Raw genomic sequence first — 23,600 nt, 5'->3', positions numbered from 1 at the left:
TAATTTCCCTCTTCGTTTAATATATTTAAGAATTTTTAGACGCTCCCATATTCTCATCTTAATTTTGGGTCCCTTCATCACTCTTTTATATATCAAGTCATTTCTTCGCAGCCATGCTTGAGAATATCGTCTTTGAATCCCATTCTTAACATTCCGTGTTTCTCCAATTTTCCAAATATCTCCTTTTTTCAACCAAACCTTACCTACAGGCTTACGCTTACCCCATTCCATTACAGGATAGAAACCATCTTTAGCAGCTGTTAAGTAGTAAAGTTCTTTAAGTCCTAAGTACGGTGCAACAAAGGCCGTCTGAAAAACAGAAACCGCGTGCGTGCTTACCGCACACACCCTACGTCAGGACTGAAGGTTTTGTGCGGGCTACGGCTTGCTATGATTCACTAATAGTATCTATCCATTTATTTTCCAATAACCATTTTTCAACATCATATAAGAAATTAGGATTAATTTTTTTAAGTATAGGAAATTGTCTTTCTTTTTTCTTCATGGTTTCAAAAAAATATCGATAAAACTCCTTACCTAGTATCTTTCTTTGTGCATCTATATCTTTTTTAATGGGTATAAAATCTTCTTCATAAACAACAATGTCAAATCCAAGGGCATTATAATTATCTTCTTTTGAATATCGAGATTTAGATTTCCAGCCGCTATCTTTTTCTAAACACCTGAAACATAACACTAAATCAAAAGGAAATTCAGTATATTTTTTCAGAATAGGCTGTAAGCCATTCTCTATTTCGCTATCTAATATACTAACTTTACTCCATTTTGGAGAGTCACTCGTAGTTCGTATTTCCATATTCATCTCCTTATCTTAAAAACAAAATAAAACTAATGCTTACATTTATTTCCCGCTGGTAATTTACCCCTTCTCTTAATATATTTAATAATTTTCAACCTTTCCTAACTTTGCATAGCCTTCTTAGGACCCTTCATAACTCTTATATATTTTAAATTATTTCTATCTAACCATTTTTGAGAATACCGATGCTGAACATCTTTTACAATATTTTTTGTTTCCCCAATTTTCCAAATATCTCCTCCTACCAAACCTATCACGTCTTGGCTTACAAAACGTCCTGTGTCTGAATCGTAATAGCGGAAATAGTTATAGTGGAGTCCTGTTTCAGAATCATAATACTGTTTTTGAAGTCTGAACGGCTGGTGCGCATTCTTGTAAACCTGCTCGTCCTCTTTCAGACACCTCCAGGCGATATATTCGCCGTACCACAACAGGTTGCCGTCCTTATCGGTCATCTCTCTCGGGATGCCGATTTGGTTGCAGTGGAAGTAGTGGGTTTGTTGGCAGCTTTCTCCGTCTTCGGTTGTCCAGTCGTGGACTTGCGTCAGGGGTTCGTAAGAACTGGAGGTTTTGTGCGGGTTACGGCTTGCTTTTCACGCTTTTAAATTCCGGTGGTGAATTTTTTGAAACTCATCCGAAATAAAATCTCCAAATTCTGCAAATGATTCAATAGGTAAATTAAAAATTTCTGGTTTACGACGAATAAGAAAACTTAATATATGATAATGACTATTGGGTGTTTCAAGCAATTCAATGCTCTTGAGTATTCTTTGTTTACCTTTCTCTTCATCTATTTTTTGTGCAATGGAAAAATCTGCATTGTGAGCCACTCCTAAAGCAGGATTAATGGAAGTAATTTCACTTGGGGTTGGATCTTGGTAATCGGGATCTTGAGCAATTATCCGCCAGTCTGACTCTAGCTTTGATTCAAATAAGGTATGACAGTCTAAAACGGTTTTGAATATAATTGGGTAATTCCCAGCATTTTTATAATCGAATGGCTCAACTGGGCTTGAAGTAAACAAATCAAAAATTCCTACAGTGGCACCAAGCTTATTTTTAGCGATTATTCTACCGTAACCGAATAATTTATCAGCTATTTTAAAACAAAATAAATCACCATTCTTAAGATATCTATATAAAGTTCTATTTTTTTCCCAATTAAAGATTTTCATAATACTTTTCCTTTTCTATAGCATAGAATGTTAAATTATTGGAAGATTTTTACAACCATTTTTGAGAATATGGTCTCTTCCCGAAACCATTGCTTTTTGTCTTTTTGCATCACGGATCTTATTCTCAACAAATGAATGACATTTATTTCCTCTGGTTTTATTTTTTTAGGATTAAAATTACTTTTCTGACTTTTTTAAGTTTTTTCCCGTCAGTGTTCCATGTTGTCGAATACAGCCTTCCTCATATTCACGGACGGTTTCGTAATCCAAATCGCTATATAATTCTACTAAGCGTTCTGTTTCAACTAATCTTCCTGATTTCCTGTGTTGTTTTGCACGCGTTTTTATATTATCCGTAATACTGATATAACAAGGTTTACTATCCTCAGGTCTATACAATCCATAAACAGAATATTTTTTAATCCAAATGGATCTAACCAAATTTGAGCATTGGTGGCAAATTGATAAAAATTAGCTCCTCCATCTAACCCAATCGGATCCTGATTCACAAACCGACCGACCTCAGGCTCGTAATAGCGCATCAGGTTGTAATGCATCCCTTTCTCTTCATCGAAGTATTGGTTCTACAGTCTGAACGGCTGATGGGCGTTCAGATAGACGCGTTCATCCTTTTTCAGACGACCCCGCCGAACCACAGCAAAAACTGCAATTTTTTGAATCCTATGGCAAAATGCCTTCAAAAGCAAAGTTAGTTTCACCCTCCAAAAATTTCAAACCATGTATCGGATTGACCGGCCGGTCGTCACCCATCCCACCCTTTACAGTCGGGAAGTTATAAATAAAGTTGAATAGTACTTGTTATTTTTTTTTGTGTTTCGACACTAATTTCCTGGTTAAAATTTTGGATTAATTTTAAAAAATCAATAATTAAGTTGATTTGAGTAGTGTTAAATATTGTACTTTTGTTTCTTAGGGCAATATATAAAAATTCAACAACGTAACCATATAAATAAAATTTAGATAAATTAGAAAAAATATATTTTAAACAGCAAGGAGTAAAATATAATAAAGCCTTATTAGTAAAAGCTTGCCACTCTAGTGATTCAAGTATTGAGAGAAAATCATCGTATGTTATCTCAATCCAAGTTTTAGTAGATAGTTGCATTATAGAATATATATAAGAGTTATCACTATCATCAAAGCTTATGATGTTATTTTTATCAACCTTGAAAACTGGAAAAGTAGACTCAATTTTTTCCTCTAGATAATTTCTTTCTTGTATATATTTTACCTCCGTAAGAAATTTTTCAAATTCACAATATAGTCCTAAGTCTTTGACAAACTTTGAAATATATTCTAAAAAGTCATAAATGATATTGATTTCATCTTTGGTTAAAGATTGCAGTAAACTAAATAGTTCACTTACTTCTCCTTGGGATATGTTAGAATAATAGCTAAATAATTCTATGAAACAATCATTATCTATACTAGGATTTTCTATTGAGCTTAGTAAAAGTGTATTTAAATGTAAAAGATTTTCATTTTTTTGTTTATCTGACATTTGATTTTTAATTAATAAAATTAGATTGTTTTTTTTCATGTCTTACTTTCTACATTATAAGGTATGGCAACATTTGCAGGAACACTTCCCTTAATTAACAATTCTGCATCTGATGCAGCCTCATTAATTACGTTTACAACTTGTTGTAGTGATTCTACACTTTGAAATACTAGTTCTTTACTCATAAAAAATCCTCTTTATTTTATTATTTTAATTATACCATGTATAAATTGAAAAACTGCAACATAAAAGTTACAGTCTAACAATATTTATCCAAAAACAGTGTAATGAATTATACCCTATCCTTTATCATTCACGAGAAATACTCACACATCAACGTGTGCTTACATCTAGCTTTTCCTTCTATAAATTTACTAAAGTTAAATTTGGGGTATTAGAGGAATAGAAATATTCTCTTTCTAATCCTATAGATATGCCTATTCTGTTCGAGTTTCAGCTAAATATATTCCCCATTCAGCTAATTTTTCGGGCAAATCATAAACAGTTTTTCCATTACTTTCATAGATTTCAGAGATTCCTGGTGAGGTCTTAGAAAAAGTTTTCCAAGCTGTCACTAGTTCTTCTACAGATTGAATATTATGAAGTTCAAAAAAGTCATTAAATTTCGATAGTTCTTTACTATAAATTGTCACAACATTATAGCTATCAAGCATGATTTCATCGTGACTTTTATGTCCACCAAATCCAAACTTACTTAATCCATCATTTACAAGTAAATCACCGTATCTAATCAACAGTGCTAGACATTCTTCTCTTGAACAACCATCAATATAATAAACATCCTTATGGGATTCCTTGATAATATTCTTTGCTATTACTTTTTCTCTATCAATACTGACAGGCAATTCCAAAATAAAAAACAAGGGCTCGTCATGAATCGCAATAAAGTGTTGAAAAACCTCTAATATTTTTTCTGCGTGTACATTCGCCATCAAATGATGTTCAGTTAACTTTGTAAATGATTCAAACAGGTTTTCTACCAAGCTAACTCGGTGACCTTTTACTAAATTCAACATTACACTTCCTCCAGAAAATTAAAACAATATCCACGTTTATAATCTCATTATATCATTAAAACAAAAAGCCTTGCACTCAAGGGTTTTGATTATCCCTTTCGTTCAAAGGTTTCTAATCTTTTACAAGCAGTAATACCGCCTCAACGTGGGTTTTAGAGGACTAAATGAAGTCTGAATTGCCTGATAGAGATGTAGTATTGATTAAGCAATCAACAAATAATGTACAAAACAAAAATAAAGTACACTGCTTAATGAGTGTACTTTATCCTTCTAATTCAGTTGTATCAATAGTTTAGCTCTAGTTTAGTCAATTGTACATAAATTTTTAGTTTTAAAAGTATATAATTAATCGTAAATTTATTTAAAGAAGGTTTAAAGATGAGCATATTATCTGATAAACTAAAAGCCAAGAGAAAAGAAAAAGGATTCTCACAAAAAACACTTTCCGAAGGAATTTGTGAGCAAAGCCAAATCAGCAAAATAGAACGTGGTAACTATATGCCTGCTGCTGATTTACTCTATAAACTTGCAAATCGGCTTCAAGTTCCCTTAGATTATTTTTTCGATGAACAGATTGAAATGACTTCCAATATAGCACCGTTTAAGAAATTAGCAGAAAAATTACTTGAAGATCGTAATTACGAGGATTTAGAATACCTCTTAAACTTAGAAAAAGAAAAGTATCAGTATCTGTCTACTGAGGATGAATTTTATCTTCTATGGATTCAAGCGATTATCCTTTTCTACTTACATAGTTCCAAAGATGAAGCTATCGCCAGTCTAGAAAACGCTTTGCCAAAGCTTTCGGTCAGCTCATCTGTGTATCTTAAACTCCTCAATACTTTATCTAATTTTTATTTTTCTGTAGGGCGTGATGCAGAATACGAAGAAAATAACTCACTTCTTATCAGTTTGTATCAGGAAAAAGATTTAAACCACCAAGAGTATTTATTTGGTTATATTCGAGTTAAACATAATTTCGCCTATTATTTACACTCTAAAGGTAAGGAATTAGAAGCCGTCCAAGAAGCCTTAGAAACCATTGACTTTTGTAAACAAAAAGAGACCAGCTATCAGCTGGCGCCTCTTTTAACTATCGTTGCAAATGCCGGAAAAGATTTTTTAAAGCACGATGAAATTCTTGACTATTATTTACAGGCTCGTGATATCTGTAAAATATACGAGCACAAGCTCATGATGGCTAAGATTGATCATTTTTTAAAAGATAAGGATAGGTGACTTCAATCGTAATAAGTTATAATTACCAATTAGCTAGAAACGTAAAAGTGGAGAGGAACTAATATAGTTTTCTCCACTTTTGTTAATATCCCCTCTTCCATTTGTATCCCGCCAAACTTACTAATACAAGTAAAACTAAATTAAAGATGATAAAGAAAATCGTAAAACTAAATAATCCATTCTGTGCCAAATCTTCCGTGTAAAATTCAGTCTCTGTAAAGAACAGATAAATTCCATATCCCTCCACGAAAATAAGAAAACTGACAAAACCAATAAGGAAAAGTCCACTGGCAATAAGAAAGAGTCTCCATAAAAGAATGAGAATTCCTCCTACTGATAAAAAAATTACTGGGATAAGGAGTAAATCATTCATGACTTTCTCCTTTCTAATCAATCAACTGACGGTAATGGGCGGCAAGAGAGGAATCAAATTCCTCTAGCTTTTGAACTAAGTCCAAATACTCCTCTTTTTCATGCTCTTCAAAGTCCACACCTCGATGATTCTGAAGAGCGATTTCCAATTGACTAGTGAGTTCTCGTTTAGAAAAACTGTAATCCCCAGTAACTTCCTCATAATGTTCCTTTAGTTCCTTGTAGGCTTGGTATTCTTCAGGCGTTTGAAATCCCTGTACCAAGGCCTCTTCTAATTGATAATAGGTATCTTCCATCATAATTATTACCTCGTTTCTTTCTATCTTTATTTTACCGCGCTTTTCTTTTCTTGTCCGCTATTTATATCTATTTTTTAATCTAATTCAAAAGAAAGTTGTTCTTGCTTTTCCTTTCCTTTTTCGTGGAATTGTCTTAAGGCCTGATCAATAATATCTAAATCCGTTTCTGTTTCAATCAATGGCGCGAGTACATCGTATTCGGCCTTTTTAGTTTGATAATCCTCTTCCTTTGGAAAATTTTTCTCAATTTCTACCTTAGCAGTATTCCATTTATCCTTTAATTCATCCAATAAGTTCTGAGTTTTCACTTGGTCCTCTTTAATGTGATCAATCGTATGCTGAAGCCTTTGAATTGTCCCCAAAGGAGAATACAAATCTAAACTGACAGAATACTGATTTTCTCCTACAATCTTAACAGAGAATGTATCAGGAAGAGGTTGATTGGTTGGAAGACTAAGCATTTTAATGTCAAATCCTCGATAGCTTGCTAGGGTTCGAAATTCTTTGCTGTCAGCTTGATTATGACGGATAAGACGGTGTAGAGATTCCCCTGCTTCAGCTCGTTGATCAAATGCTTGCTTGCCTACTGTCATAGAAAATGCCTGGTCTTTCGATATTTCAGACTGTTGAATGTCGCCTTCATACTTGCTTAATCGTTTCTCAAGAATGGGCATATTTTCTTCACAGTAAGAGATTGTATGACGATAGTGATCCTTGCTGCGTTGAAAGGCGCGTCTTTGATTTTCTAATAGAGTTAGATCGTTCTCTAGTTCCATCTTATATTTGAGATAAGGATTACCTGTTGCTAGTGCCTTAAAATCAGAAGCGGTCATGGTCTGCTCATCAATGTCTTCTGCAGCACGAATCGGCTCCTTAGAAGTCATAATCTGCTTAATATAACGAAGCTTGTTCTCCTGAGTTGCCCATAGATAATTATCAAATGAACCTTTGGTAATGTAGTGGTAAATATCCACTTCCTTGTTTTCATTTCCCTGTCGGATAATCCGTCCATTGCGTTGCTGAATGTCACTTGGTCTCCAAGGGACATCTAGGTGGTGGACTGCTTTCATTTTGCTCTGAACATTTAAACCTGTTCCTCCTTTTTCAGTTGAGGCAAGGAGAATCCGCACCTCTCCTGCATTGACCTTTCGAGACAAACTATTCTTCTTTTCATCACTATTGGCATCATGTACAAAGGCAATTTCCTTACTAGGGATTCCTCTATCAACTAATAAAGCCTTAATCTCAGAATAAACATCAAAGCCATTATCTTTTTTCTTAGGTGTGCCAATATCTGAAAAAATCATCTGAGTAGCCTTATTTTCCATTCCCTCACGATAAATTCTTTCAACATTATCCACTACCTGAAGCAGTTTATGATTGTCTGCTAGACTATAACTAGAGTCCAATAAACGCATATCAATAGCTAGTTTCCGTGCCTCACCTGTTATCTTTAACATGTTATCCTGACTCGGATCAACTGTTCCACATTTGACCATATCTGACCTCATAACTAATTCTTCTAAATAGAGTTTCTGGTTTTCAGTTAACTCACTCTCAATAGGGATAATATGAGCTTCTGGAACAGGTAAATCCAACATATCTTGTGTTTGAATGTCGGCTGTTTCTTTATAGATTTTCATCAACTCAGGTAGATTGACAAACTTTTTAAATCGTTTCTTAGGTTGGTACTTATCCCCTGTAGGAGCTAATTCCATAGAGTTTTGAATTTCTCCAAAAGCACCTACCCAAGAGTCAAAATAATCAACTTGATAGCGTTTTAAGATATCTGGTTGAATATAGTTCATCATAGTATATAACTCACTAATAGAATTGGAAACAGGTGTTCCTGTCGCAAAGACAATGTTTTTAAAATCATGCTCTTCCTGAATCTGTCGAACCTTCATTTCCATATCCACGTTCTTCTTAGAGGTTGTATTGGTAATCCCTGCTACATTTCCAAGTCCAGTAATTGGACGAATATTTTTAAAGTGATGTGCTTCATCCACAAAGAGAAAATCAATTCCTAAGTTCTCAAAATCAATAAAACTATCACGATTAAAGCGTTGGAGTTCTTCCAATTGTTTCTCTAGACCACTTATTGATTGCTCTGCTTCTTTAACGGTATACTTATTTTCAGAATGTGTTTTAATCTCTCGTAGTTCATTGAGTTTATCCTCTATATAGTTCATCTGTCTTTCCTTACTGACAGGGATTTTTTCAAATTGAGAATCCCCAATGACAATGGCATCGTAATCTCCTGTAATAATACGTGACACAAATTGTTTTCTTCTCGCCTTCACAAAATCTTTCTTAGTGGTCACAAAAACCTTTTTAGTAGGGAAAAATTTCATGATTTCTTGACCAAATTGAGCAGACAAACTAGAGGGCACTACATACAAGGGCTTATGAACCATTCCCAACTCCTTTAATTTAAACCCAGCACCAAGCATGGTTAAGGTCTTTCCTGAACCTACCTCATGAGCTAACAAGGCTCTTTTTTCTTCTACGATTCTTTGAATGGCATTCTCTTGGTGAGGACGAAGACTGATGTTTTGTGCCAAGCCATCAATGACTAGATGGCTACCATCATACTCTCGACTAACCGTTCGATTATAAAGACGATTATAACTTTCTTCAATGACTTGTTGGACTTCTGGATACCGTGAGACAAATTCTTGAAAAAGCTCTTGCAAATGCTGCTCTTTTGCTCTTAGAACAGAGGTTTTTTCCAAATCTGTGATGGTCTTTTTCTTTTCTCCTTCCGTAACAGTCATGGTAATCGTCGGTTGGTTCGAATTAAGTAAATTCTCAAAAATCTTTCTTCCTGTATCATAACGTGACCCACTGACTCCAAGACTACTATCTTTGGCACTTGGATAGCGATAAGCAAATGATGTCCTTAAATGAACCTGGCCATCGACAGGATTCACTTCAATGACTTGTTCAACATCAGGCGAAGACAATTCAAATTCACGATTGGTAAAACATTCAAAGGCAAATTTACCATAAACGGATTGAGGAATCCAACGTGACCCTATTTTAAACTCAATATCTGCCAGATGAATCCTTGGAGGGCGAACAGATTCTAACAAATCTAAAGCATGGTTCCAATCATATTCTTGGTTGTTTTCCTCCACTAATAGTTGAACTACTTCTATCTTGTTGAGAATATCTCCTGATAAAAACTGGTTCTTAGAAAGGTATTTTCTTTCCCCTCTTAAATAGCTTTCTGGATCCATTAAAATCTGGTCACCTAACTCATCTAAAATAGCAGCTTGGCTATGTTCGGGATAAATTGATACCATATAGTCTAAATCAACCCCTCTACCATCCGATAAACTAGAGTTTAAGGCATCTAAAGCCGTTGATACTCTTGTAATCACTCTCTCCGGCCTAACCAATGCTTTCTCAAAGGCTAAAGATTTTTTATATTTTACTTTCTGATCTTTAGAATCAATGTATTCATCTTCTAAACTTGCTAGTAAAGAATACTTATCGTCACTATCAAATAAGTTCCGATTGACTGAGGCGTTCAAGTATCCAAATTGACTTACAAAGCGGTCATAATCACGATTGAGTTTACTAAGTAATACCTGAAAATCTGTCCGACTATAATCTGAATGACGTTGAATTTCAATTAAGGATTGATAGGTCTCTCTCAAATCAACCATGCTCTTAATACGACTAATGTCCTTATCCGATAAGGGACTTTCATAAAAGACAGTTTTTTTGAACAGTCCCTTATATTTCCCTCTTTTACTCGCTTCTTCTGACTTGTAAACATCTAGTGCTTCCTCATCTGTCAAATGAAGTTGCACGAATCGGTCTATTTTATGTTCAGACAAAGAACTGTCCCAAGCTTTAAACTCTCCCTTCTCGTCTACATAATAACTAATTTCGTCTACTTTTGAACTTTTCCGAAGACCATGCGTATCTCGGTAATAAATTTGATTTCCCTCATATCCAAAAGAATACAGCGCTAAGTTCTCACGTATACGACTAGGAATAGAATTATCCACTTCTTCTTGGATAAAAACAGGTGCTTTCAAAGAATTGTCAATTTGTTTAGGTGCTTCCACATTCTCGAATGCTTCCATTATGTCAGTAGCTAATGTTTCTGATCCCCCCTTAACATTGAGGGTTCCTCCATTAAAATTACGTACCTCATATTCACCCAAAACTTGTGTGTTGTATTTCCCATCAAAATAAGGATTGATCCAGACACGCTTATCCTCCTCAAAGAGAATAGAGCCACTAAAGACAAGTTCCTCTTCATTAAGATTCTTTGCTTGATCCTTTTGAAAGAAGAGGAGATCTGTGGTCACTCGAGTACCTGCAATCTTTTTAAAAGCCGTATCCGGCAAACGAACTCCCCCTAAAAAATGAGTGTTGGATTTAATCTCTTGTAAGACATTATCTGTCCGTTTATCCATTGTCCCAATAGATGAGATAATCGACACTTGTCCTCCGTCTCTTACTAAATCAAGTGAGTGTTTGACAAAGTAGTCGTGAATCATATAAGGTTTATCGTAGTTTTTATCGGCAATGCGAAAATTTCCAAAAGGAACATTCGTTAAGACTAAATCAAAACTATTATTTTGATAGGGAACTACTTCAAATCCTCGCACTTCAATATGGGTATTGGGGTGGAGTTGTTTTGCGATTGCGCCTGTCACACTGTCTAATTCAACCCCATAGAGTTCCGAATTATCTCGTATACTTCTAGGCATCGCCGCAAAGAAGTTCCCAGTTCCCATAGAAGGATCTAATATCCTTCCTCCCTCAAAACCATCATCCAGTAACTTTTGCCAAATCTGGCGAATAATCATTGGGTCTGTATAATAGGCTGTGAGAGAACTTTGTTTCATAGTGGAGTATTCTGATTTACTTACTAAACTCTTAAGAGTTAAACGTTCTGTTTCATACTTTGGATTGAGTTCATCGAAAAATTCATTGGCAAGACCGCCCCAGCCGACATACTTGGCTAGTAGCTCTTGTTCTTCTGAACTTGCTTGTCGTCCCTCTTTTTCTAATCTTTTAACAAGATCAATTGCGGCGATATTCGTTTCAATTTTTTCTCGATTTGTCTTAGGATAAAAGTCCTCTAAATCATCTGGAAAAACAAAATCTTGAACGGGGACATCCGTCTCTTCTATACCTGAAATTAAAGGTTTTGTTTCCTTATCCTTTTCCTTTTCATTATCCTCTTCCAGATAGGAAAACAAATCTATTTCCTGGCTTTCACTTGGTGATTCAATCTCAATCTCTGACTCTTCTTTTTCACGTTCTACCAGAGACAATACTTGTTCAATCTCTTCCAAACTGTTCAAATATAAAATAGGATTTTCTTCAAATAACTGGTTGGAATCATTGAATAGCTCTAGGCGAACTAAGTCATTTAACTGTGCATTTTCAATCGAAACCAACTGAAATACTTGTCCTTTATAACTTACTTGTGAACCGATTGGATATTCCCTCAAAGCTTCTTCTACAATTTTATCGACATTAGAAAAGGAGTTCGTTTCTTTCGTTTCCTGTTCAATATCACTTGAAGGAGATAAAACTTCCTCTACTTGATTAGACTTTTCGCTTTTAGCTTTTTCTTCATCAAAATGAGTAATAATCTTCAGCTTTTGTGTCAGTGGGAGTTGTGTGTAGTTTTCTTCATGATTAACAAGATCCGTCACGGTATCTAAAGTAGCCATCAATTCTGAACCCAAATAGGCTAGAACATCTCCTTCTTTTTCTTCAAAATGAATCTCAAGAACCTCTTTTGTTAGTTCTTTGGAATCAACCATTAGAAGAAACTCCTCTATATCTCTACTAATACGGTCAGATAGATTATTCGCAACCCGATAGACATTGACCAAATTGACATCCTGATTTTGATGAAATACAAGCTCACTTAATGGTGTTAGCTTCTCTTTTTCAGATTGGATGTAAAATCGAGTGGAAAGGTTATAGGTTGCGACTTCTAGCACCAAGTTTTTCTCAAAATTACTTAATTGAGATAATTTATCTAGACCCGCTTGTCCAAAACTTCTTGTGTAACTTTCTAAATCTTGGTCATTATTTTCAGAACTGGCCTCTAGGAAAGAAATAATATCTTGATGAAACGAATAGACATGAGGTATCTCTTCTATCTTGCCCTCTTCAGCCAAAAAACTCACTACCAAGTCCTGCCATTTCTCATCAAAATGTTGCGCTTGATAACGAAGAAATAGGTCCATTTTCTCCCTATCTTTTGGAATCGTTCCACGAAACATAGCCAATAATTGCATTACTTCCATACTCGCTCCTTTCATCTATACGAAAATAGGAGAATCACATGATTCCCCTACAACTCTATCTCCATTTCAACCTCTTGAGGACTGGTTTCTAAATCACTAGACAAAAGAGAAACGGCATCTGTTCTCATGTAGTAAGTATATAAGTCTTCTAGGTCTTGTTGGTTTTCAATCCCTGTTTCAATACTAATCAGAGCCTGTATAAATTCCTTGTAGTGACTCTCCATCATATCTGAAATCTTTTGTTTCATTTCCATAAATACTGAAGACGGTTCAGTTATACTTGTTTGGTCTATGTCTTGTAAATCCTTTTCTAAGGGATTGGTTCCTTCTTCTACTTCTACTAAATCTGAACGTCCATCACCATCAGAATCTGCGCTAAGAGGATTGGTTCCTAGCGCCAATTCTTGAGCATCAGTCAGTCCATCCTGATCCGAATCACGTTGATAAATGGTTTCCATATACTTCCTTCTTTCCTAGTTAATCTTTTTTCACTCCAATCCTACCAAATATTACTTGAAAGAAGTATCACAACAAAAAAGAGAACGAGCCAAAACTACGTTCTCCTTAAAATGATAAAAATATATTTTATGCCACAAAAGATATGTAAACTAATCTTTTAAATAATAAAAAAGTTCCGACGTTTGTAAATGTTTTGAGTAAATTGAAATTACTTTTTGACCTTTTGGAAATACTGTCTTTCTCTTCAAATCTAATAAAGATTGAGGAACAATTTTCCTTGATGTCTCTTTCAATGTTAATGCTAGTATCTGTTTTCTTGTACGTAGAGCATAATCAAACTCCAAATACAAATAACGTCCTGAACCAGTTAAATGAACATGCTTTCCCAATAACTCCTCAATGGATCCTAAAACCTGTAACTTTTGCATTGTGGTTCCATCTTTTTTTATTTTCAACTCATCAATTATGACATGCCTATTTAAACAATCGTCAAAGAAACTGCCTGCACCTTTTCGGTAATCAACACCACATAGGTGCATGAAATTAGTAGGTGAAAAATGAAGTTCAACACTTTCTATTTCTGTTTCATAATACATGATTTTGCCAACGAAGTGTTCTTTAAAAAAAGAAGCCGCGATTTGTAACTGAGTAAAAAAACGCTGAAGTTTTATTTTTTCGGTGTAATTTGGATTACGATAATCTCTAGAATTTGCCATATTTTCCTCACAAAAAAGGTGGTTTACAGAGTCTGTAAGCCACCTAGTCAGTCGGTTTATTCTGGTGTCTGCCACCGCTTGGCCCTTACGTCCAAGATTGCTATCGGATTTCGTTCTGGTGTCCGCCACCGCTTGGCCCTTATGTCCAAGATTACTATCAGATTGACCATGAGCCGACTACTCATCTACACTATTTATTCTACCTGAAAATGGTTAAAATTTCAAGTGTAAACTCTTCTATTTCGTCGTATAGGCAAAACTTATTGCACTATCTGCTTGAGAGATTTTTCTAAAGGTATAGTTAGGATTACCCCCATAATTTGTCTCAGACACAAGGAAAGAGCCATCATCATAAACTTTCTCGACAAAAGCCACATGACCATAGTCTGCTGGTGTCCCATGTGTACCTCCTACAAAAGAAACAATAGCACCTGCTTTTGGCGTGGAACCCGTTTCCCCACCAAGACTTGAAGCTGTCGCAACCCAGTCCTGACCATTTCCCATGGTATTAATGATTGAAATCTTCTCTCCGTTTCTACCTTTTAGCTTTAATCCTAACTGGTTCATACGAGCCGCAACACCCCATGTACATTGTCCATAGGCATAGGCCATACCATCTCCACCACCAGGAACAGAATGATCATACAAGTCCCCACGAACCCCTTCAAGGGATTGTGGGTCACTTTTTGCCTGTCCTCCATTTGTCTGGCTAAAGCCTTTTTCAATTTGGTAATACCATTCCGTTGCTCTGGTTTGTCTTTCCAGTAATTTGTCACCAGAATTTCCCTCCCAATAGGTAAGGAAGAGTTGGGACAGATTGGCTGCACTGCCCGTATTTTTAAAGAAGTCCTTTAACCAACTTTGATAGTAAGGACTATCCCCATGAAGCATAAAATCAAGTTGGAGGTCTAAATCATACCACTTCTTATTTTTGCTATGTGCATAATTCAATAAAGCTGTATGACGTGTTGAACCATCTGCGGTATCCGTCCATTGACCTAACCCCAAACCTCTATGAAGGATATTAGGATAAGCACCACTATAAATGGCTGGACCTCCAATCGCTAACCAGCTTTCATCATCCCATGAGGAATCGGTAGCGCCAACTGGAGGAGATAAATAATCTCCCTCAGCTCGTTTAGGATTGATAGAGGACTCTACCGACCAATTTCCTAAAATAGCCGCAATGGCTTGTGGACTTGCCCCTTGAGATTTCAAAAACTCATAAATATGTTTTGCTCGTTCAAACTCATCCCCACCAAACTGACCAATGGCAGGTAAGATAGTGGTCTGAAGTTGAATGACCTTTGGAAAATAAAATTGCGGATTGACATACACCAATTTTTCTTTCTTGTTCTTATACTTTTGATAGGAAACTTTCAAACCTGTATCGTCTGGTGTTTCACCAATAACATCACCAGTTAAGACCCTTGTCCCCTCAATCGCACGGCCATTATGAATGGAATACAAGGTCAATCGACTCTCATTCTCTCCTTTTCCGTTAGTGAGAATTACATTGTCGCCATCCAGTGATACGACCCCATCCATTGGTGCGACAATCGTTTGGTGAGCCTTTGCTTCTAGTAGAATGTACTCCTGAAGAGTAGGTTTTCCGTCTAAATCATAGTATCCATAACGATAAGTCATGGTTAGACTATCTTCGTTTCTTTTCCCCTCAAATGGATTGTCCAATTCCTGCATGGAAGCATACACACCTTCTTCTTTTAGTTCCTTCATTTCCTCTTGATCGTCTTTCGATAGTTTATACTTAGGAGTTTCATAGAGGTCTTGCATGGATTTCAAATCTTCCCCATCGTTTAAATCATGCCACAAAGTAGATAGATAATCCTTGTAAGTTTCTGAACTAAATAAGTGAACTGGTTTGTGTAACTCATAGTCATGGAATTTAAAGTTCATATACCCCATCACATCATCAACTTTTGTGTAATAGGTAATTCCTTTGTCATTTGTACGAGTATGTTCTGCATCTTCCCAAGTTAGGTGGGTATAAGCTTTTGTTAATTCAAATTCATCTTGTTGAATCAAACTAGCAGATGAAAATCCTAAAAAGAAACTCATCATAAATAAGAGAAGAAAGACTAATCCTCCAACTATCCAGGTTACAGGATTTCCAGCCGCAAATGTAAAGAAGGAAAAGGCTGCTTTTAGTTTTTGATAGATATTTCGGACACTTGTAAGACCTTGTTTCTTTAATTTTCGAAACCGATTTTTAAAGGAACTTGGATTATCTTTCGCTAGTTTCCATCCTTTTCCATCCTTAAAATGATGGTATCGCTCTTTTGTGTTGGTCAGTCTTTTCTTGGTAAAACGACCTGTTGCTTGTCCTGTTTTGACACTAGCTTTTCCCAAATTATAAGAAAGCCGACTATAGCGTTTTCCTTTTCTGATAGTCTCTTGAAGAGTGCGATAACCTTCTAAATCTTCATTTTCTGAAGCTAACTCTCCACTTTCACGTCCAAGGACATAAAGAAAAGTTTTGGCTTTCCTACTGACTTTTTTGGATTTATAGGCTTGTTTGGTAGATTTTAGATTATCTTTTGCGGTCTTGAATTCTTTCTTAGCTTTTAATTCTTCTAAACTCTTCCCTTGAAAGAAAAAATTGGATTTTACTTTCGATTCCTGACCGTAGAGAAATTTTTGATTGGTTTTTCTTTCTTTACGACGCTCTTTTCTTTCTTCTTTTGACTGTGCCTTTGCTTCTCTAAATTGCTTCTTGGCTATTTTCAATCGTTTCCTAGCATGAGGCAATCGTCTGTCTCTTAATTCTTTCCGATTCAAAAGAGATGGAGGACTATTTTGAAGAATATGATTGTAGTCTTCATTTGCTTGTTTTACTCTCTCCTTTGAAGCTTCTCTCATCCCCTCTAGCTTTTGTTTTATCTCTTTTTTCCATGCTTTTTCATCCAGTACAGCGGAATCTTTTTTCTGTTTCTTCACCTCCTTCTTTCCTTGTTTCAAGAATTTCTTCTCATCTTTTAGACTTCTTCTAAATGCCTTTCGGGCACGTATGATTTCTCTTTTATCCTTCATTTACCTTCCCCTTAATTAGAAGCCATTTTATCAGGATCTGTACTCATGATATCAAACAATTGTGTACCTTGAGGAATCTTATTTTTAAAGGGAACGACAACGGAACCAGCTTTTATTAGTCCTGCCCCTTTTTCTGGATTGACTAGGTATTTTTCGAGTTCTTTTGACAAGCCTAAGAGTTGAACCAGTTCTTCTCGGTCATTTTTTGCTTGCTTGAGGAGAATCATAAATTCACTATTTGCAATAATCCGTCTACCATTTGGATCTAACAATAAGGTTTCAACATTTTGAGTTATTCCAGTCGGACTGGCTCCATATTTTCTGACACGACTCCACAATTTAAAGAAGAAATCACTGGCATATTTATCTAATAAAAGAAGCTGCATCTCATCGAAATAAATCCAGGTCTTCTTCCCTAATTTTTGATTCCGAACGACACGATTCCATATCTGATCAAAAACAACCATAAGAGCAATTTGTTTCAGCTCATCTCCTAACTTTTTAACATTATAGATTAAGAAATTAGATCCTGTCTGAATATTGGTCTTATGAGAAAAAATATCAAGAGAACCTTCGACATACAGTTCCATATCAAGTGCTAAATTCTGCGCTTCTTCTTCTGGCTGTTGGCTCAAGACAAAAACCCACTCTTCCAAAGAAGGCTCTTTAAATGACTGATAGGTGAGTCTGGTGACTCGGTCGATAATCGATTTTTCTCTCCCATCCATTTTTCTATCCAATAACTTGCCGATAAAGGATAAAAGAAATTCTGATTTTACCTTTACAGGATCTTCATCCATATTTTCTTCAGACAAGTCAAGGACATTGAGATAGGTTTGGGAATCTGGTGCAATATCTATCATTTCTCCACCAAAAGCCCGTCCAATGACACTGTATTCTGCTTCTGGATCCACGATGATAATTTCAGTATTTTCACCAGATTCCTTGATTTTGGTCGTGATAATTTCATGCTTGGTTGCCATCCCTTTTCCAGCTCCAGATGTTCCTAAAATCAGACCAGACGGTGTATTTAATAGGCTACGATCAATGGTAATAATATTGCTTGAGATTTGATTGATACCGTAATATTTCCCACTACGGTCTTGTAAGTCTACTGAAGTCCAAGGAGAGTTCACTGCTACATTGGACGTTAATAAACTCCGTGATACGCCCTCTAAAAAATCACAACCAAATGGCAGCAAACTATTAAAGGCTGCTTCTTGCATATATGGAAGTTTATCAATCATTAGGTCATTTGAGCCGGCCACTTGTTGAATAGTGTCTAGGGCTTGTTTAAGTTCTTCTTCATCCTGACCAAAGACCCCAATCAAGAAGACCGTTTGAAATAGTTTATCTCCTGTCTCGGTCATGGTTTTTAAGAGTTCCTCAGCTTCATCGATATTGCTTTCTAAAACATGGCCTACTTTTTCCAAATAGATACCTGTACGAGCTAGTTTTTGTTGTTCCCCAATCTTTTGAGATTCCATCAAGGTCTTCTTTGTTCGTAGTTTCTTCATAGCATCCGCCTTAGTCGAACTTTGAGCATGAAGGCTCACTATCAATTCCAAATCTCCTTGCATGAGGTCTCGAATAAACTGATCCCCTAATTCCATGCCGTAGTCTCTCACATAGACAATCTGTAATAAGCGGTCATTTATTTGTAGGTAATTCTTGTTTTTAAAATCCAAGAGATTAGGCGCTATGAAGTGACGAGTTGTCTGACCAGATCTGGTTAAATCACGGTAAGAAAAAGGAAGATGGTGTTCTCCTCTAAGCATATCTGCCAACAAGTTCACCCGTTCTTCTCCAGCCAAGGATTCAAATCGAGCATCAATTTCTGAGAAACCACTCTTGAAATATTCTCCAATTTGAGACAAGGAACGATAAGCTTGTTTGGGATTAGAATCCTTTCTACCAAAGCTAATCAGTTTCACAGCTGAAAAATTATTTTCACCACTGTCTAAATTCTGATTCATCATCCGATTCAATTCTTTACGATAGGTATCATATCCATCTTCTTTTTCCTCATACAAAACACTTTGTCTAAACTTTTCTAAATTCAATCTTTTATTAAAGATAGTCAATTGGAAGTTGGTTTGGTCATCTAGTGAGTTAATCAAATCAGAATACTTCTCAATGATTGCGCCCTTGTCTTCTAAACCAACGGTCTGGTAATTGACATCACCAAGTAAATAACTTTGTGAGAAATAATCTTCTTTTACCTGCATCAGACCATTTTGATACAGGGCTTGATAGGAAAGAGTATTAGTCGTTGATGGTAACACTTCCTCTTTTTTTCCTTTAACTACTTCTTTCTGATTAGTCATTGAAGTTTTTTGTTTCTTTAATGTATTTGATTTTCTTTTCATGTTCAGGTCCTTTCTTTCCTGTAATTGTGCGTAGGGGAACCGTTAATTCAAAATGAAGACGGTATTTCAAATAATGTTCAAAATATAAATCATTGGGTTTATAGACTCCAAAAAGCATGAGGGGGATGGTAAAAGCAAACACAAAACCGTAAACAAACCAATCTCCAAATTGCCAGAAAAAGAGATTCAAGCCCAAAACAATAATTGTGACAATAAAGGCTGGTAAAACAAAGATGATTTGTCTTGTGGTGAAACCTAACCAAGCCCTGTGTTGGTATTTTGAGATGTCTTTAAAGACACGTGTATTCATGACTTTCCTTTCTAAAAAGGCTAAGAAGCAATCACTTCCTAGCCTTTATCTAATTACATACCTAAAATTGAGCGAGCCGTACGTTGAGAACCAACGAGGGCAATAATCAGTAAGATAGCTTGTATTAAACTACCAAACATAATCGCAAGTGATTGCAAGACTCCTGCACCATTTGAAACAGCTATTTTCCCAGCAGATTCAAATAAAGGAACAAGAGAAACAATCAGAAAAATAAGAACCCCTTGTACCGCATAGACCATAATATTTTTTAAATAGCCAATACCAATAGACTTCCACTCATCACTTAAAAATGTTGGAATCGTAAGAGGGGCAAATGGGATCATAAGGTAGAGTTGAATAAATCGAATAGATACCAAAAGATTGACCATAGCTGCACTTACTATCCGAACAAGCCAAATGAGGAGGGCGAAAAATCCCACAATCATACGGCCAATAAATCCTGAACCTTTTAATCCAGAGATGGTATCATACTTTGCCCCACCGTGAGCCACAATCGAGGCCACTTGTTCAATGGCGTGACTCGCAATCCCGATGATGGCTTCTACAATCACGGTAGTGTTGGTAATTACAACTGCGACCATAATATAACTAATCAACATCGGCGCTAATGCTTCAAAGGTCATCGCTCCTCCTGAGTTAGCAATTTTCTTTGCCATCTTCGAAAATTCTAGGATGAGAACAACTGATAAAATCGCAACTCCAAGAGGCTGCATGACACTTTTAGTAATACTAGACATATAAGTCCAAACGGTTGGATTGTAGCTAGATAGAGATTTAATCAGGTCTACCGTAGATTGTAAATCTACATTAAATCCTTCAAATAAATTTTCAGCTGATATTTTTTCAGATGCAAGGTAAACAAAGGGTGAGACTAAACTAAGATTCATGTCATTGTTTATCCTCCTAAATTGAAATCTGAGTTACAAAGGCTCCAGCAGCCCCTACCATAACACCACCGACAATTTCCAGAATGGCATTCCGAACACCTGGTCCACCATCTTTAATGTTGGTTGCAAGGTTGACAATCCCCACAACAACGAGAAAGGCACCAACTGCAATCAATCCCTTCTGTAACAAAGACATAGCTTGTGCAAACATAGCACTTGCGTCTACTCCATAAACAAAACCTTTAAAATGCGTAATCATCTATTTCCTCTTTTCTATTTTTATTTTAAACTAGATTCAAAAGTTAAATCACGAATTCTAAGGCCTTCAAGATGATTTTCTTGACTTTGACTCAAAGGATTGATTTGATAGTTCCACCACCGTTCATCGCTTTCTTGATTGGCTAGGTATTTCCAGTTTGGATGCTTAGTGGAATTGTACTTTTTGCTTTTAAAGACAGGCATATTGGCAATTCGAACCAAACATTCATGCCGTTTCATATTTCCGACTTCATCAGGTGTCATTAAATCACGAGCAATTTTTTGATGAGAAAGGGATCCTGAACCTGTCTGGCCAAAGGAACGACTAGTATTTCGAACATCAATGGTTTGTTTACCGAGTAATCCACTCATAAATTTAAAGGTATCTTCATCATTCCCACCTAAGTAGACTAAGCTATCACAGTTCCCCAAAATGGTTTTCCAAGCTTCTTTTTCTTTATAGAGCCCTTGAAGTTGGGCAATATTTTGAAGAATGGGAACTAGACTCATATTACGAGAACGAACTGTTGAGGTTTGTTCAGCAAAATCTGGAATTTCTCCGATATTTGCGAACTCATCTAAATAGACTCTCACATGAAGAGGTAATTGCCCCTTAAAATCAATATCTGCTTGTCTTGTTAAGGTTTGAAATACGGTTGAAAAAAAGAGGGCTGAAAGAAAGCGAAAGGTACTATCGTTATCTGGGATAACTAAGTACACCATTGATTTTTCCTTGCCCCATGTCTTCATATCAAGGGTATCTCTTTTGGTCAAATCCATAACACTTTGAATATTGAAGAGGGCAAATTTAGCAGTGGTTACAGCAACAACAGAATCCAGAGTCTTATCCTTATAATTTTGGAAATCTGCCCAATTTCGCATGGTAAAATTTTCAGTCCCATACTTTTTAGCATAATTTTCAAATAGAATTTCTAAGACACTTTTTTCTTGGTTTTCACCCTTGGATAAGTGTTTAATGAGTTTTGAGATTTCAGCAAAACTTGGATAACGCCCTCGTTTTTTTCGCTCTTCCACTTCTTTTTTTTGACGTTTCAACAAGTTTTGATATTCCTTTTGACTTAAACGACTTTCTTCTATGAGCTGTTCTCTTGTTTTAGGTGGGTTATAGAAATCGACCAAGTAAGAGGCTAAAGCTCGTACCAAAGTCATAGAAGCTTCATCCCAAAATGGATCACTACGGGAGCCAGAGCCTTTGGTGTTATTGAAATAAACCGTCAGCATGCGATTCAAATCATTTTCTGTCTCTATATAGCGAAAAGGATTGAAGCCATCTGAGTTCTTCATATTGACTAAATCTAGCACCTTTACTTGGTAGCCATGTTCCAAAAAGAGTCTTCCTGTTTTCTCAGCTAAGTGATCTTTAGGATCCACGACAATATTGGAACTATTCATCTGAATCAGATTGGGTTTTACAAAGCGAAATGTCTTCCCACTTCCTGAACCTCCGATCACCGCAATATTCTTATTTCTATCATATTGGGGTGATTTTTTATCTAATAATGTCAAACGAACATCTTGTGCTAAAATCGTATCATGAGAAAATTCCTTACCGTAAAAGAGCTTCTTTTCTTTTAAAGTTCCAAAACGGGCGCTCCCGTATTCTACCCCTTCTCGGTATTGTTTTTTACCAGTCTCTAGATAGAGATAAACCAGCAACATCATCACAAAACCTAGTAGAAAAAAAGCACTTGATTTTCCAGTAAAGGAAACATTCCATGGCGACTGAAGAACTTCATCTTGACCTTCCATCAGAAGATGAGTCCATTTATCTAAGGTATTTCCAGTATAGGAATCATACAAAAGCGTCAAACGATGAAAAAGATAGCCTAGTAAGATACCTAACAGTGAGAATAGTAGGAATTTCTTTCCACTGTACATCATCTCACCATCTCTTTCTGTTTGACGGCTCCTTTTTGTCTAAAGGTAATTTGGGATTTAGCCTCATCAATTGCTTGGTCTAATGACTTATCCATGGTAAAATCAGCTAATTTCTTCGGATCATTAACCATTTTTTCTAACAGATGGTCTAAATGATTGTCTAGAATCGAACGGTCTTTCGTGTAGAAATGTAGAGAATCCCCTTGCGAAGCGATGGCTAAAGGAATCTCTTCTTTTTCTAAAAAAGCTTTAAATTTCTCTATATCAATTGGTTTGTCTAAGAAATCTTTTTTCAGATTAATCGTATCAATCGAATAAGGAGATTGTAGCAATTCTTCTAATTTCTGCACCCCTATCTTATAGGCGGAATCCTGTGCTAAAGCCTGACGTCTAGACCATTCTAGAATCTTTAAGAGACTTTTTACAGTAAATAAAAGACTACGCTCTGCATATTGAACTGCCATTCGTTCCTGTTGTTCAGAGGACATCAGAGGCCTCCTTCTTCACAAATAGCAGCTTTCCTTCTTTATAACGATAAGCTATCAATTTCTGACGTAGCTTAATCGACTTGACAACCTGCAGCAGATCTCTCGAATAAGGTTCTCGAAGAGTAACTTCTACTGCTTTCCCTTCAAAGATACCAACACGTTTAAATTCAATGTAGTCTTTTTTGAGATGTCCTAAGCCCATACCAAAAGGAAAGTGATGAATCAATTGGATGGTACAACCACCTTTATTTCCCATTTGTTTCAAATCATACAAGTTTACTACCTTCATGATTAACTCCTTTATCTAGTTTGTCGCATCGTTTAAGTCTGGTAACGATAAACTCCGTGTCTGTTAGAAAATTCTCACACACGTCTTGTGCCAGTT

General features: G+C 36.1%; 21 protein-coding genes and 1 pseudogene. 2 read left to right on the top strand and 20 right to left on the bottom strand.

From position 1 onward, the window contains the following. Positions 1–388: 388 nt before the first annotated feature. The 7 genes and pseudogenes from N8O43_RS00250 to N8O43_RS00220 all read right to left on the bottom strand — a co-directional run bounded on the left by N8O43_RS00250 (position 389) and on the right by N8O43_RS00220 (position 4,554). Complete coding sequence (locus tag N8O43_RS00250) at positions 389–817, bottom strand: hypothetical protein (RefSeq protein ID WP_261088970.1); 429 nt, start codon at positions 815–817, stop codon at positions 389–391. A gap of 104 nt (positions 818–921) precedes the next feature. Then, a complete protein-coding gene (locus tag N8O43_RS00245; RefSeq protein WP_261088968.1) occupies positions 922–1,275 on the bottom strand; it encodes an RHS repeat-associated core domain-containing protein in 354 nt (117 codons plus the stop codon). A gap of 138 nt (positions 1,276–1,413) precedes the next feature. Continuing rightward, a complete protein-coding gene (locus tag N8O43_RS00240) occupies positions 1,414–1,995 on the bottom strand; it encodes an immunity 26/phosphotriesterase HocA family protein (protein WP_261088967.1) in 582 nt (193 codons plus the stop codon). 344 nt (positions 1,996–2,339) lie between these two features. Then, a pseudogene (locus N8O43_RS00235) lies at positions 2,340–2,564 on the bottom strand (RHS repeat domain-containing protein); the annotation flags it as partial. Between the two features lie 224 nt (positions 2,565–2,788). Next, positions 2,789–3,556, bottom strand: coding sequence for a hypothetical protein (locus N8O43_RS00230; protein WP_261088966.1), 768 nt, complete (start codon positions 3,554–3,556; stop codon positions 2,789–2,791). Beyond that, a complete protein-coding gene (locus N8O43_RS00225) occupies positions 3,553–3,702 on the bottom strand; it encodes a hypothetical protein (protein ID WP_261088965.1) in 150 nt (49 codons plus the stop codon). The genes N8O43_RS00230 and N8O43_RS00225 overlap by 4 nt, the downstream gene beginning before the upstream one ends. Before the next feature lie 252 nt (positions 3,703–3,954). Then, positions 3,955–4,554, bottom strand: coding sequence for a hypothetical protein (locus N8O43_RS00220; RefSeq protein WP_261088964.1), 600 nt, complete (start codon positions 4,552–4,554; stop codon positions 3,955–3,957). A 378-nt stretch (positions 4,555–4,932) separates the two neighbouring features. Between N8O43_RS00220 and N8O43_RS00215 the strand changes: the two genes are divergently transcribed. Further along, positions 4,933–5,793 (top strand): helix-turn-helix domain-containing protein, encoded by an 861-nt coding sequence (locus N8O43_RS00215; protein ID WP_064276739.1) that lies wholly within the window; start codon positions 4,933–4,935, stop codon positions 5,791–5,793. 82 nt (positions 5,794–5,875) lie between these two features. Here the strand turns inward: N8O43_RS00215 and N8O43_RS00210 are convergent, their stop codons facing one another. From N8O43_RS00210 to N8O43_RS00190, 5 genes are all read right to left on the bottom strand, one after another. After that, on the bottom strand, positions 5,876–6,166 hold the full coding sequence (locus tag N8O43_RS00210; protein WP_261088963.1) for a DUF5966 family protein: 291 nt from the start codon (positions 6,164–6,166) through the stop codon (positions 5,876–5,878). Positions 6,167–6,179: 13 nt separating this feature from the next. Next, the gene (locus tag N8O43_RS00205; protein WP_261088962.1) at positions 6,180–6,464 is read right to left on the bottom strand and encodes a DUF5962 family protein; all 285 of its coding nucleotides are present in this window, start codon (positions 6,462–6,464) and stop codon (positions 6,180–6,182) included. Positions 6,465–6,538: 74 nt separating this feature from the next. Further along, on the bottom strand, positions 6,539–12,757 hold the full coding sequence (locus tag N8O43_RS00200; protein WP_261088960.1) for a DEAD/DEAH box helicase family protein: 6,219 nt from the start codon (positions 12,755–12,757) through the stop codon (positions 6,539–6,541). A gap of 47 nt (positions 12,758–12,804) precedes the next feature. Further along, positions 12,805–13,215, bottom strand: coding sequence for a thrombospondin type 3 repeat-containing protein (locus tag N8O43_RS00195; RefSeq protein WP_261088959.1), 411 nt, complete (start codon positions 13,213–13,215; stop codon positions 12,805–12,807). Positions 13,216–13,365: 150 nt separating this feature from the next. Beyond that, complete coding sequence (locus N8O43_RS00190) at positions 13,366–13,932, bottom strand: PBECR4 domain-containing protein (protein ID WP_000013900.1); 567 nt, start codon at positions 13,930–13,932, stop codon at positions 13,366–13,368. Between the two features lie 18 nt (positions 13,933–13,950). Between N8O43_RS00190 and N8O43_RS00185 the strand changes: the two genes are divergently transcribed. Further along, positions 13,951–14,139, top strand: a complete 189-nt coding sequence (locus N8O43_RS00185) for a hypothetical protein (RefSeq protein WP_001860875.1) — start codon at positions 13,951–13,953, stop codon at positions 14,137–14,139. A gap of 30 nt (positions 14,140–14,169) precedes the next feature. Here the strand turns inward: N8O43_RS00185 and N8O43_RS00180 are convergent, their stop codons facing one another. Genes N8O43_RS00180 through N8O43_RS00145 form a run of 8 tightly spaced genes read right to left on the bottom strand, consistent with a single transcriptional unit; the run spans position 14,170 to position 23,504 of the window. Beyond that, on the bottom strand, positions 14,170–16,983 hold the full coding sequence (locus N8O43_RS00180; protein ID WP_261088958.1) for a phage tail tip lysozyme: 2,814 nt from the start codon (positions 16,981–16,983) through the stop codon (positions 14,170–14,172). 11 nt (positions 16,984–16,994) lie between these two features. After that, positions 16,995–19,352 (bottom strand): VirB4-like conjugal transfer ATPase, CD1110 family, encoded by a 2,358-nt coding sequence (locus tag N8O43_RS00175; RefSeq protein ID WP_261088957.1) that lies wholly within the window; start codon positions 19,350–19,352, stop codon positions 16,995–16,997. Then, positions 19,303–19,662, bottom strand: a complete 360-nt coding sequence (locus N8O43_RS00170) for a PrgI family protein (RefSeq protein WP_001097589.1) — start codon at positions 19,660–19,662, stop codon at positions 19,303–19,305. Before N8O43_RS00170 ends, N8O43_RS00175 begins: the two co-directional genes overlap by 50 nt. A gap of 53 nt (positions 19,663–19,715) precedes the next feature. Then, positions 19,716–20,570, bottom strand: coding sequence for a VirB6/TrbL-like conjugal transfer protein, CD1112 family (locus N8O43_RS00165; RefSeq protein ID WP_001054256.1), 855 nt, complete (start codon positions 20,568–20,570; stop codon positions 19,716–19,718). A 16-nt stretch (positions 20,571–20,586) separates the two neighbouring features. After that, positions 20,587–20,829: a hypothetical protein gene (locus N8O43_RS00160; RefSeq protein WP_000627865.1), complete on the bottom strand. Its 243-nt coding sequence runs from the start codon at positions 20,827–20,829 to the stop codon at positions 20,587–20,589. A 20-nt stretch (positions 20,830–20,849) separates the two neighbouring features. Next, the gene (locus N8O43_RS00155) at positions 20,850–22,727 is read right to left on the bottom strand and encodes a VirD4-like conjugal transfer protein, CD1115 family (protein ID WP_261089452.1); all 1,878 of its coding nucleotides are present in this window, start codon (positions 22,725–22,727) and stop codon (positions 20,850–20,852) included. Further along, positions 22,727–23,215 (bottom strand): hypothetical protein, encoded by a 489-nt coding sequence (locus N8O43_RS00150; RefSeq protein WP_261088956.1) that lies wholly within the window; start codon positions 23,213–23,215, stop codon positions 22,727–22,729. The genes N8O43_RS00155 and N8O43_RS00150 overlap by 1 nt, the downstream gene beginning before the upstream one ends. Further along, positions 23,205–23,504 (bottom strand): hypothetical protein, encoded by a 300-nt coding sequence (locus N8O43_RS00145; protein ID WP_261088955.1) that lies wholly within the window; start codon positions 23,502–23,504, stop codon positions 23,205–23,207. The genes N8O43_RS00150 and N8O43_RS00145 overlap by 11 nt, the downstream gene beginning before the upstream one ends. Positions 23,505–23,600 lie beyond the last annotated feature (96 nt).

This window comes from Streptococcus mitis, assembly GCF_946190335.1.
In the GTDB taxonomy this organism is placed as follows: domain Bacteria; phylum Bacillota; class Bacilli; order Lactobacillales; family Streptococcaceae; genus Streptococcus; species Streptococcus mitis_CH.
This window is presented reverse-complemented; position numbering and strand designations above follow the sequence as displayed.

What these genes read in the sequence shown, in the direction of transcription:
- N8O43_RS00250 (WP_261088970.1), bottom strand. Translation starts at nt 817, where the DNA reads ATGGAAATACGAACTACGAGTGACTCTCCAAAATGGAGTAAAGTTAGT.
- N8O43_RS00245 (WP_261088968.1), bottom strand. Translation starts at nt 1,275, where the DNA reads ATGACCGATAAGGACGGCAACCTGTTGTGGTACGGCGAATATATCGCC.
- N8O43_RS00240 (WP_261088967.1), bottom strand. Translation starts at nt 1,995, where the DNA reads ATGAAAATCTTTAATTGGGAAAAAAATAGAACTTTATATAGATATCTT.
- N8O43_RS00230 (WP_261088966.1), bottom strand. Translation starts at nt 3,556, where the DNA reads ATGAAAAAAAACAATCTAATTTTATTAATTAAAAATCAAATGTCAGAT.
- N8O43_RS00225 (WP_261088965.1), bottom strand. Translation starts at nt 3,702, where the DNA reads ATGAGTAAAGAACTAGTATTTCAAAGTGTAGAATCACTACAACAAGTT.
- N8O43_RS00220 (WP_261088964.1), bottom strand. Translation starts at nt 4,554, where the DNA reads ATGTTGAATTTAGTAAAAGGTCACCGAGTTAGCTTGGTAGAAAACCTG.
- N8O43_RS00215 (WP_064276739.1), top strand. Translation starts at nt 4,933, where the DNA reads ATGAGCATATTATCTGATAAACTAAAAGCCAAGAGAAAAGAAAAAGGA.
- N8O43_RS00210 (WP_261088963.1), bottom strand. Translation starts at nt 6,166, where the DNA reads ATGAATGATTTACTCCTTATCCCAGTAATTTTTTTATCAGTAGGAGGA.
- N8O43_RS00205 (WP_261088962.1), bottom strand. Translation starts at nt 6,464, where the DNA reads ATGATGGAAGATACCTATTATCAATTAGAAGAGGCCTTGGTACAGGGA.
- N8O43_RS00200 (WP_261088960.1), bottom strand. Translation starts at nt 12,757, where the DNA reads ATGGAAGTAATGCAATTATTGGCTATGTTTCGTGGAACGATTCCAAAA.
- N8O43_RS00195 (WP_261088959.1), bottom strand. Translation starts at nt 13,215, where the DNA reads ATGGAAACCATTTATCAACGTGATTCGGATCAGGATGGACTGACTGAT.
- N8O43_RS00190 (WP_000013900.1), bottom strand. Translation starts at nt 13,932, where the DNA reads ATGGCAAATTCTAGAGATTATCGTAATCCAAATTACACCGAAAAAATA.
- N8O43_RS00180 (WP_261088958.1), bottom strand. Translation starts at nt 16,983, where the DNA reads ATGAAGGATAAAAGAGAAATCATACGTGCCCGAAAGGCATTTAGAAGA.
- N8O43_RS00175 (WP_261088957.1), bottom strand. Translation starts at nt 19,352, where the DNA reads ATGAAAAGAAAATCAAATACATTAAAGAAACAAAAAACTTCAATGACT.
- N8O43_RS00170 (WP_001097589.1), bottom strand. Translation starts at nt 19,662, where the DNA reads ATGAATACACGTGTCTTTAAAGACATCTCAAAATACCAACACAGGGCT.
- N8O43_RS00165 (WP_001054256.1), bottom strand. Translation starts at nt 20,570, where the DNA reads ATGAATCTTAGTTTAGTCTCACCCTTTGTTTACCTTGCATCTGAAAAA.
- N8O43_RS00160 (WP_000627865.1), bottom strand. Translation starts at nt 20,829, where the DNA reads ATGATTACGCATTTTAAAGGTTTTGTTTATGGAGTAGACGCAAGTGCT.
- N8O43_RS00155 (WP_261089452.1), bottom strand. Translation starts at nt 22,727, where the DNA reads ATGTACAGTGGAAAGAAATTCCTACTATTCTCACTGTTAGGTATCTTA.
- N8O43_RS00150 (WP_261088956.1), bottom strand. Translation starts at nt 23,215, where the DNA reads ATGTCCTCTGAACAACAGGAACGAATGGCAGTTCAATATGCAGAGCGT.
- N8O43_RS00145 (WP_261088955.1), bottom strand. Translation starts at nt 23,504, where the DNA reads ATGAAGGTAGTAAACTTGTATGATTTGAAACAAATGGGAAATAAAGGT.